This is a genomic window from Bacteroidales bacterium (genome assembly GCA_016707785.1).
GTDB lineage: Bacteria > Bacteroidota > Bacteroidia > Bacteroidales > UBA4417 > UBA4417.
On the sequence record JADJGZ010000018.1, the window covers coordinates 140,430 to 151,691 of the forward strand.

Sequence of the window (11,262 nt, forward strand, 5' to 3'; positions counted from 1 at the left end):
AAACCTTTAGCCATGGAATCTCATCACGACCCCGGAAAAAACATGTATTTCCCATCGAAGGAAATCGTCAGGAAAGCGAATGTTAAGGACTATGATAGCTTATACCAGAAATCTATAACCGACAGGGAAGGATTCTGGGCTGCTGAAGCAAAAAAACTGGATTGGTTTAAAAAATGGGATAAAGTACTGGACGATAGTCAGAAACCTTTCTATAAATGGTTTACCGGAGGAAAGATCAACATTATCCATAATGCCCTCGATAGGCATCAGAAGAATGCTACAAGGAACAAGTTAGCTATTATCTGGGAAGGCGAACCCGGCGACCTGAGAACCTTTTCTTATCATGCACTGGACCGGGAAGTTACCCGCTTTGCAAATGTATTGAAAGCAATGGGTGCCAGGAAAGGGGAAGTGATTACCATATATATGCCCCAGATTCCGGAGTTGATTGTGGCTATGCTGGCTTGTGCAAAAATTGGTGCTCCTCATAGTGTTGTATATGGAGGATTTTCAGTTGAAGCCCTTGCTGAAAGGATCGAAGATGCTAAAAGCAGGATATTAATCACTGCAGATGGCGGTTTCAGGAGAGGAAAACCAACACAGTTGAAAAAGATTGCCAATGAAGCCATGCAGCGTTCTGCAACTATTGAGGTTTGCATTGCTGTAAAACGCACCGGAGAAGAGTGTTACATGGAGAATGACAGGGATTTCTGGTATCACGACCTGATGGGAATGCCCATAGCGAATTCGGGATGCTGCACTGAACAGACTGATGCAGAAGACCCTCTTTTTATCCTCTATACTTCCGGAACCACAGGGAAACCTAAAGGATTAGTACATACTCATGGCGGATATGCAGTTTACACTGCTACCACCTATAAATATGTTTTCGATATAAAACCGGAAGACCGCTGGTGGTGTGCTGCAGATCCGGGATGGATAACCGGTCATAGTTACATCGTTTATGGTCCGCTGATCAATGGAGCTACCATCATGTTGTATGAAGGAGCGCCCAATCATCCGTATCCAAATCGCTGGTGGCAGATGGTTGAAAAGTATGGAATCAATATTCTTTACACCTCCCCTACTGCAATTCGCGGACTCATGCGTTTCGGGGCTTCATGGGCCGACCGGCACAATCTTAGTTCCCTTCGGCTTTTAGGTTCAGTAGGTGAGCCCATCAACCCTGAAGCCTGGAAGTGGTACTATGAAGTAATCGGGAAGAGTCGCTGTCCGATCATGGATACCTGGTGGCAAACTGAAACCGGGGGCTTTATGATTACACCTTTACCTATCACCCCTCTTAAACCCGGATCGGCAACCCTGCCATTTTTTGGTAATGAAATGGCTATTGTTGATGAACATGGCAATGAAGTGAAAACAGGAGAAGAAGGAACCCTTGTCATAAAGAATCCATGGCCTGGTATGGCTCGCACCATTTTAAATGACCCTGACCGCTTTGTTGAAAAATACTGGGAGAAATACCAGGAACAAGGCTGGTACCTTGCCGGTGATTCTGCACGGAAAGATGAAGATGGTTATTACTGGATCATTGGTCGAATTGATGATGTAATTAAGGTTAGTGGTTACCGCTTAGGTTCTGCTGAAATTGAAAGTGCACTGGTAAGTCACCCCGCAGTTTCAGAAGCTGCAGCTATTGGATTACCTGATGAACTTAGGGGAAACATTATCCACGCCACTGTTACCCTGAGGCAAAACTTTGCAGCCTCCCCTGCCCTTGCAGAAGAATTGAAAGGCCATGTAGAAAAAGAAATTGGTCCTATTGCCCGTCCCACATTCCTGGAGTTTACTGACGTACTTCCTAAAACCCGTTCAGGAAAAATAATGCGAAGGGTACTTAAAGCAAAAGCATTGGGACAGGAAACGGGAGATTTATCGACTTTGGAGGAGTGATTAATCCGATTCATTCCCCAATCGAACCTAAGATTCATTAATTTTGTTCTATAATTAAAAACCATCTGAAATGAGAAATTTTTTAATCCTGCTCTGTGTTGCTAGTCTGGCTATCTCCTGCACTTCTAACCAGGAAAAAGCAGCGGCTCCCACTGAAAAAGTAGCTGCTGTTGCAAACAAAACCATTACCCTGGCTGTGGAAGGTATGACCTGCACCGGATGCGAGAATACCATCAAAGAAGCCGTTGGCGGAGTTAGTGGAGTAGCTGATGTAGTTGCCTCACATACTGAAGGGTCGGCTGTTATCAAATTCGACTCTACACTTACTGATTTCAAAACCATCAGTGCTGCTATTACCGATGCCGGTTATGTTGTTAAAGGTGAAGCAGTTCCTCCTTCAGCGAACTAATACTTATTTAGTATAAAACCAAAGACAGCTACCCCGGTTAATGGGGCTGCTGTCTTTTTTTTTACATTCATTTCATTATTGAATATTGGTCCGGTATTTAAATAAGGTGAGTTCGATGTAAAGGATTACTTCAGATATATACATGTCGTTCAACGAATTTGGAATGGGAAGCTCGAATTTGATTTAAGAATGAAGATTAACGAATTTTTGGATTTGATTTAAGAATGAAGATTAACGAATTTGGAATTAGGAAGTAAGCACGATTTGATTTAAGAATGAAGATTAACGAATTTGGAATTGGGAAGTATGCACGATTTGATTTAAGAATGAAGATTAACGAATTTGGAATTGGAATTTGGAAGAATTTGGAAGTATGCACGATTTGATTTAAGAATGAAGATTAACGAATTTGGAATTTGGAAGTAAATCAGCAACGGTATATCTTATTCTCTTATTTACTTCTGAATTTTCTTACATCGAACTCACGTTAAATATTAACTGACAAATTAGCATATCATCTGACTCAGGATCAATTCTTGCAATCCCTGATCCTATGAAAACACAATATCCCATTAGCTTTGTTGCTGCAACTGACAGGCAACTACTTGATTCTTATTCTACTACCGTTAGCAGTGTTGTAAAAAGCACCTCACAGGCAGTAGTTCATGTGAAGGTTACCAAACGGGGAACAGATCCCCGTACCCGGCAACCCGTTGAACAAGCAGGTTCAGGATCCGGTTTTGTCATCTCATCAGATGGCTTTATCATTACAAACCATCATGTCATTGAAAATGCCCTGAATATTCAGGTAGCTTTCTCTGACGGACTCGAGATGAACGCATCTCTTATAGGAACGGACCCATCCTCAGATATAGCTGTCCTGAAAGTTTACGATGGAGACCTGAAACCATTGCAATTCTCAGATTCCGACCTTCTCGAACCGGGCCAGATTGCCATTGCCATTGGAAACCCTCTTGGATTACAACATACAGTTACAGCAGGTGTAGTAAGTGCTACAGGCCGTTCATTGAGGGCCAGCAATGGAAGATTGATTGATGATATCATACAGACAGATGCAGCACTGAATCCCGGTAATAGTGGCGGGCCTTTGGTGAATTCTGACGGGAAAGTGATTGGTGTAAACACAGCGGTTATTTCTTCTGCTCAGGGATTATGCTTTGCGGTATCATCCAACCTGGCAGCGGAAATTGCCGGCCAACTCATCCTGAAAGGAAAAGTTAGACGGGCCCAATTAGGAGTAGCGGCCCAGGGAGTAAAACTTAGCCAAAGAATTATCGGCGCTAACCAATTAAAATCACAGACTGGCGTTTATATATATGAAATCCTTAAGCTATCACAAGTCAATAACCAGGAATTACTGATTGGAGACATTATTGTTGAATTTAATGGACAGGTAGTTTCCAGCATAGATAATCTGCACAAATATCTGAAAGAAGAATTCATTGGCCAGCAGGTTGAACTCTCAATACTGAGAAACGGACGAAAGCAAACTTTAACCGCCATCCCGGGAGAGTTATTCTAGCTTATTCACATTCATATTCATTCTAATTATATATAAGTATATGTATTTTATATTAGATTTGTAAAAAATTTAATAAGTCCCCAAATGAAAGATAATAGATCGACCTTCCTACTCGGATTACTTGTTCTCATAACTTTTGCATTTACTGTTCCGCAGCTGTCAGCGCAATCAAAGGCTGATACCGCCAGCTATCCCTATTGGATTCAAATGATGCAGGACCCAAATGCGAACTTCTTTGAAACTCAGAAAGCATTCAACACTTATTGGCAGGATCGGACTGTCACTCGTGGCAGTGGCTGGAAACCTTTCAAGCGTTGGGAGTATTTTATGCATACCAGGGTAAATCCTGATGGAAGCCAACAATCCCCTGACCATGTGCAAAAAGCTTATAATGAATATATTCAGCGTAAGGATCAATCCACTTCTTTAGCTGGGAACTGGACCAGCCAGGGGCCATTTGTACTTCCTTCAGATAAAGGTTATAAAGGACTTGGACGAATCAATGCAATCGGATTCCATCCGACTGACCCAAATATAATTTATATAGGTGCTCCGGCAGGAGGATTATGGGTAACTACTGTAGGTGGGAATTCCTGGTCCACCACTACCGATATGTTGCCAACATTGGGAGTAAGTGCTATAGTGGTTGATCCCGTAAATCCTTCGATAATTTATATCGGGACCGGTGATCGTGATGCAGGGGATGCACCCGGTGTTGGAGTCATGAAAAGTACAGATAGTGGCCAAACCTGGAGTTCTGCTAATACAGGGATGGGAAATGTGATCATTAGCAAAATGTTGATTGACCCCAACAATAATTCTGTGATTTATGCAGCTTCCACTTCCGGTATGTATAAATCAACTGATGGAGCAGCAACCTGGACACGCAAGGCCATTGGTGGCTTTAAAGACCTGGTTTTCAAACCCAATAATCCATCAATACTATATGCAGCCCAGGGAGGATTATTTTTCCGCTCATTAGATGCAGGTGAAACCTGGAACCAGGTGAGCAATGGTATTGCAGCCGGAACCCGCGGAGTTTTAGCAGTTAGTCCTGCTGCACCTGAGATGGTATATTTTCTTTTGGCCAAAGGTGATAATGGTTTCAGGGGTTTATATCGCTCGACTGACGGAGGTTCAACCTTTACTGAGAGATCAGACTCTCCAAATATCATGGATTGGTCGTGTGAAGGAAGCGGTTCAGGAGGCCAGGCATGGTATGACCTTGCACTTGCAGCAGATCCTGTAAATCCGGATATAATCTATGCCGGGGGCGTTAATGTCTGGAAATCCACCAATGGTGGAGCTAACTGGCAAATTAACGGCCATTGGTATGGAGGATGCAGTGTGCCCGCCGTTCATGCTGATCAGCATTTCTTCGGTTATAATCCTATTAATAACAGGCTATACATAGGCAACGATGGTGGAATCTACTGGACGGATAACGGGGGAAATAACTGGGTGGAAATCACAAACGGATTAGCCATCAGCCAGGCTTATAAACTTGGCCAAAGCGCCACTGAGGACGATCTTGTGGTAAATGGCTACCAGGATAATGGTACTTCTATACTTGAAGGAACAGAATGGTCAGCAATTGGTGGTGGAGATGGAATGGAATGTGCCATCGACTTTACAGATCCCATGTACCGCTATACAACGGTATATTATGGATCTATCCAAAGAGTTTATGGCTTCCAGGGACAAGGCACAATTGCTGCCAATGGGGTAAATGGAATTGATGAAGAAGGTGCTTGGGTAACCCCTTTCATTCTGGATGCCAATGATCCGAATTCAATGTTCATAGGCTATAAAAATGTCTGGAGATCTGATAATATTAAAGCTGCCAATGTAGGTTCTGTTAAATGGAAGAGAATCTCTGCCATCAATACTCCTAACCTTGAAGTATTGGAACAATCTCCGGTCAATACCGACATTCTTTATGCTTCCAATGCAGGAAATCTTTATATCTGCACCAATGCTCATGCTGAGTTCACTTCATGGCTGAGTATTTCAGGAAATCTGCCCGGTGCAGGTGCAATCACTTCTATAGAAGCTCATCCCTTTGAAGAAAATACTGTTTATATTGTACAAAACAGGCATGTCTACAAATCGCAGGATAAGGGAACCACATGGACAGATCTTACCGGTGGATTGCCTGATATTCCAATCAGCAGCATTGTTTATTACAAACAAAGCCAGGAAGGCTTATACATAGGAACCGATGCAGGTGTTTTTTACCGTGAAAACGGGATGACTGACTGGATTCCTTTTATTAATGGAATGCCTGCCAATGTGCGGGTAACAGAACTGGAAATCTATTACGATCCATCTGGCCCGGCAGGTGACCGAATTAAAGCTGCAACTTATGGACGTGGAATGTGGAAGTCCGATATGTATGGAAATACGCCAGTGGTAAACTTCACTGCCGACCCACTTCTTATTCCATTTGGATGTACAGTAAATTTTAAAGATCTCTCCAGTGGAGTTCCTACAAACTGGCTATGGACTTTTCCAGGAGGACAACCTTCAACTTCTACTGAAAAAAATCCTTCCGGGATACTCTATGCTGCTCCGGGAGTGTATGATGTGCAACTCATTGCAGGCAACTCAGTTGGAAGCGACACTACTATAAAAAGTGCATACGTTGTGGTAAGTGATACCATCCAACCCATTGCCGGATTCTCTGCGAGCCCCAGGATATTCTGTAATATCAATCAAACAGTAAGTCTTACTGATACTTCCAAATATTGTCCCTATGCATGGCAATGGAGTATCACTCCATCAACTTTTAGTTTTGTTAATGGAACTGCAGCCGACTCCCAGCATCCCCAGGTGAAATTCGAGGAAAATGGCTCATATAATGTTAGTCTTACGATTCTCAATTCAAATGGGATGTCATCAATTACAAAGGAGGATTATATAGTAGTTGGAGGTTATCTCCTACCCTTTGCCGAGGATTTCGAAAGTGGCAATTTTGTTACTAAAGGCTGGACTATTGAAAATCCTGACAACCTGGTTACATGGGATATTGCTGAAGTTGGTGGAAACACTCCTGGCAACCAGGCAGCCCGAATGAATTTCTTTGAGTATTCTGTCCCCCCCGGACGCAGGGATCGCTTAATTTCTCCTGTAATGAATTTCTCAGCTACCAGCCCGGTATTCCTCACCTTTGAACATGCGTATTCCACGCGATATACGTCCTTCTCCGATTCATTGATCATACTGGTTTCTGAAGATTGCGGAATCTCCTGGGAAAGAGTATTTGCTGCCGGAGAAAAAGGTCAAGGTACCTTTGCAACTGTCCCAAAAATGACCGTTGCCTTTACTCCCTCAACACCAGAAGATTGGTGCGGTGGTGGCTGGGGTTCAGCATGTTACCTGGTTGACCTGACTCACTATGCCAATAAGCAAGGTATTCAGCTGGCATTTGAATCTTACAACCGTTTTGGCAATAACCTCTACATTGATAATATTGCCATTTCAAGAACTACGAACCTTTTTGAAAAACCTGGTATTGATAATGCTATTGTTATATACCCAAATCCATCAAATGGAATTGTAACCCTCTCTTCGCAGCGGCAAGTGGAAGATCTGAAATTACAAATCTTCAACACACTTGGAAAAGCTGTTATGAGCAAAGAATTACCATCGGGATCAGCTTTGAATGAAGTAGTCGACATGTCTGCTTTCCCTAAAGGTATCTATCTTTTCAGTATCAGCGAAAAGAATGGAGTTCAACAAAGCAAGGTCGTGCTCCAATAAGGCCTATGAACCTTTTTTATCATTCTGCACTGCACACAGGATTTCTCAACTCCTCAATTCAATTGGATACTGAGGAATCCTATCATTGTATCAAAGTATTAAGAAAGCGAATCGGTGATACAATCCATGTTACTGATGGTCATGGGAATTTATATGTTTGCAGTCTCGCAGACGAAAATCATAAAGGCTGTCAGATAACAGTTCTTTCATTTACCGAACAGGAAAAGCGTGCATTTCGCCTTCATATTGCGATTGCACCTACCAAGAATATCGACCGGTTTGAATGGTTCCTTGAAAAAACCACAGAAATTGGAATTGATGAAATTACCCCATTGATCTGTGAGCATTCAGAAAGGACTGTCGTTCGGACAGATCGGTTGCAAAAGATCCTGGTTTCGGCAATGAAGCAATCCATGAATCTTTATCTTCCTAAATTGAATGAGCCCTGTAAGTTCAATCAATTCATCCACCAGGAATACACTGGACAAAAATTTATCGGATATGTGGAAGAAAAGCAGGAAATACTTTTAAAAGATGCATACCAAAAAGGTTCTGATGCGATTATCCTCATAGGACCTGAAGGTGATTTTAGTCCAGCTGAAGTAAAGCATTCAGTCGAATCAGGATTCTCTGCCATTAGCCTTGGTCCATCAAGATTAAGAACTGAAACTGCAGGGATGGTGGCATGTATGACAGTAAACCATGCGAACTTATAGTTAAAGTTTTTGAGCATTCATTTAGGCGATTTAATTACCTGATAAGTAACCTACATCAATAAGTTTTCAACGATTCGCTGCAGGTCTTTGCACATGAAGTATTTTTGCATAAGGGATTACTTCATTAGAAATATATTATTGTTGCAATTTTGAAGATCAGGAAGCAGAAAAACATTGTTTCAAATTCAAATTCATTCGTCCAATTTCTCATGCGATATATACTCATCCTGTTCCTGTTAATCACCGGGTCGACATTTGCTCAATCCTATCAGATTGCTTTGCTCAAATATAATGGCGGAGGCGACTGGTATGCAAATCCCACATCCCTGACAAACCTTATATCATTCTGTAATAAGAACTTAAAAACGAATATTGATAAGGATTATGCAACCATTGAAGTTGGCAATGCGGAATTGTTTAATTACCCCTTTGTGCATATGACCGGGCATGGGAATGTTATTTTTAATGACCAGGAAGCAATGAACCTGAGAAACTACCTGCTGGCCGGAGGATTTTTACACATCTCCGACAATTATGGCATGGATAAGTTTTTGAGGCTTCAGATGAAAAAAGTCTTTCCTGAGCTTGATTTCGTAGAGTTGCCCTTTGATTATCCCATATACCATCAAAAGTATAATTTCAATAATGGCTTGCCCAAAATTCATGAACATGACGCAAAGCATCCTCAGGGCTTTGGACTTTTATGGGAAGGAAGGTTAATCTGTTTCTATGATTATGAGTGTGACCTGGGAGATGGATGGGAAGATCCTGATGTTCATAAAGATTCACCTGAAACACGTCTGAAAGCTCTTCAGATGGGTGCAAATATGATACAATACGTCTTTACTAAGTAGCATAATCCCGTCACACAAGCGGATTTAACTTATTGTAAATCTTTGTCTTGTAATTTTTTCTTTATTCGCAATTTAATTGGAGTTCGACAGATAAACAGATTTGAGTTCATTTTTTCAGCCTCCTTATTTTCATTCATTTAAGAAACTAAGCTAAAAAAAGGATTTATCTCAAAGAGTACTCAGCAATCAGAACTGAGTACCATAAGATAGCTGTATTGGAAAATTGCGCTCAGTTTTCAATGCCTGACTACAATTTTCTTTGTACTCCTGTTACCATCTGAGTAGATATGCAAAAGATAAAGTCCTTCTGCATAATTCGAACTATTGATTGAATAAACCTGGCCTGAACGGGCGATAACAGATTCATCTGAATATATGATCCGTCCTGTCAAATCAACGATTGACACATTGACGTTTTGCTTGCTGTTTTCTCCAAATTGAATGTTAATCCAATCATTTGAAGGGACAGGATAAACATTGAAATTATTCATTTCTTTTTCAGCCACTGAAACAAAGCCTACAGAAGCGACATTGGAATATACTTCAGAAAACTCAGTGCTACGAAAACCAATATTGCAACCTGAAGAACGGTTTATAGAAACGATATATGCCACATCTTTTGAAGGTACATTGAAATCGGTATAAGAATTGAAACTTGATGATACAGTGGCGATCTGTTCATAGTTTCCTAGCCCAATTTTGCGCAGAATGTTGTAAGATGAATAGTTGAACCCTATATAAGGAGTCCAGATCAGATTGAAACTGCTTCCTACTCCCTGGCTTATTGTCAGATGAATTGTCTGGTGGTAATCGCCTGGAGGAAAAACCCTGTTATCACTATCACTGAATCCTATTTTATATCGGTAAGGTCTTATGGCAGGGTTAGACCCAAAGTCAGCAACCATAGGCACTTCTTCATAACTTACGGTGTCAATTATCTCATAAACATTATTTTCATCTGTTTCTTTATAAATCAGAAAATCTGCAATAAGTTCTGAAACAGGCTTTTCCCATATGATCACGTTATGGTTGGTGTTACTGTCGACTGAAACCATACAAACAGGTGTTTCGGGGTATGGAAGTATTGTGAATGCTTCACTGATATCAGAGGAGGAATTAGAATATGAATCCGTGATCCTGATGAGGCATTCTTCTGAGTTTACATTCGGAGTGATCCATTCATAACTTCCGGAATTCCCCTGGCTTGAGCCATTAGCTATAACCTCCCAGGTTTCACCATTATCCTTCGAAAATTCGAGAGCATTATACGGAGAATAAGGGTTCTCTACATTCCAGGAAATTGTTAAAGGACTGTAAATATTGACGATTTCACCTCCCGATGGGGAAGTCAATGTATAAACAGGCAAAGTGCTGATGGTAAAAACCTCACTCAGGCCATACTGAGAGGGATTTTGTGCGTTATATATTTTGAGAATACATGCATCTGAAGGAGTATCAGATAAAACTATATAAGTAAACGCTGCCATTGCATTCAAATTTTGAGCAACCGGGGTATACGTCTGACCATTATCAATTGAAATTTCTGCATTCAGAAGGGTGATTCCCGGAACATTAATGTACCAGTATACTTGAGAAAGGGTATTTACAAAAACTGCAGAACTGCCAGAAGGTTCCCATACCGTGATTGGCGGAATATACACAGTAAAGGGCGCATCACTTATATCACTTACTGCTGGATTGTTCACCTCTCTGACTCTCAGAATAGCATTGGATGTTGAAGTATTTGGGACACTTATCGAAGCGTTACCTCCATTAGGCCCTGAAGGAACTTCACCAAAATACCACCAGTTGGTTCCCCCATCATACGAAAAATCAATGGTTACCATACTAGCAATATTCTGGCCTGTCCAGGTAGCAACCTCAACTTCTCCATAGGTCCATATCTCTCCGCCATTCGGTGTTTGAATGGTCAATGACTGAGCCAATGCCGGCGCAGATGCAATAGATGAAATAATGAACATAACCAAAATCATTGATCTCAAATATTGTGCAATTCCAGAGTATTGTGTTTTCATTGTTTTACGTTTTTAGGTATTTGTTAAA

7 protein-coding genes are annotated in these 11,262 nt (G+C 41.4%); 6 read left to right on the plus strand and 1 reads right to left on the minus strand.

Features of this window, described 5'->3' with window-relative positions:
* Nucleotides 1-12 precede the first annotated feature (12 nt).
* The 6 genes from acs to IPH84_11815 all read left to right on the plus strand — a co-directional run bounded on the left by acs (nt 13) and on the right by IPH84_11815 (nt 9,198).
* Complete coding sequence (gene acs, locus IPH84_11790) at nt 13-1,914, plus strand: acetate--CoA ligase (GenBank protein MBK7173889.1); 1,902 nt, start codon at nt 13-15, stop codon at nt 1,912-1,914.
* Nucleotides 1,915-1,984: 70 nt separating this feature from the next.
* Nucleotides 1,985-2,323, plus strand: a complete 339-nt coding sequence (locus IPH84_11795) for a heavy-metal-associated domain-containing protein (protein MBK7173890.1) — start codon at nt 1,985-1,987, stop codon at nt 2,321-2,323.
* Nucleotides 2,324-2,876: 553 nt separating this feature from the next.
* Nucleotides 2,877-3,866, plus strand: coding sequence for a trypsin-like peptidase domain-containing protein (locus IPH84_11800; protein ID MBK7173891.1), 990 nt, complete (start codon nt 2,877-2,879; stop codon nt 3,864-3,866).
* Nucleotides 3,867-3,950: 84 nt separating this feature from the next.
* Nucleotides 3,951-7,628, plus strand: coding sequence for a PKD domain-containing protein (locus IPH84_11805; GenBank protein MBK7173892.1), 3,678 nt, complete (start codon nt 3,951-3,953; stop codon nt 7,626-7,628).
* Between the two features lie 5 nt (nt 7,629-7,633).
* A complete protein-coding gene (locus tag IPH84_11810; GenBank protein MBK7173893.1) occupies nt 7,634-8,344 on the plus strand; it encodes a 16S rRNA (uracil(1498)-N(3))-methyltransferase in 711 nt (236 codons plus the stop codon).
* A 209-nt stretch (nt 8,345-8,553) separates the two neighbouring features.
* Nucleotides 8,554-9,198 carry a DUF4159 domain-containing protein gene (locus IPH84_11815; protein ID MBK7173894.1) on the plus strand — a complete coding sequence of 215 codons (645 nt, stop codon included), beginning with the start codon at nt 8,554-8,556 and terminating at the stop codon, nt 9,196-9,198.
* A 236-nt stretch (nt 9,199-9,434) separates the two neighbouring features.
* Here the strand turns inward: IPH84_11815 and IPH84_11820 are convergent, their stop codons facing one another.
* Nucleotides 9,435-11,180, minus strand: coding sequence for a T9SS type A sorting domain-containing protein (locus tag IPH84_11820; protein ID MBK7173895.1), 1,746 nt, complete (start codon nt 11,178-11,180; stop codon nt 9,435-9,437).
* Nucleotides 11,181-11,262: the final 82 nt, after the last annotated feature.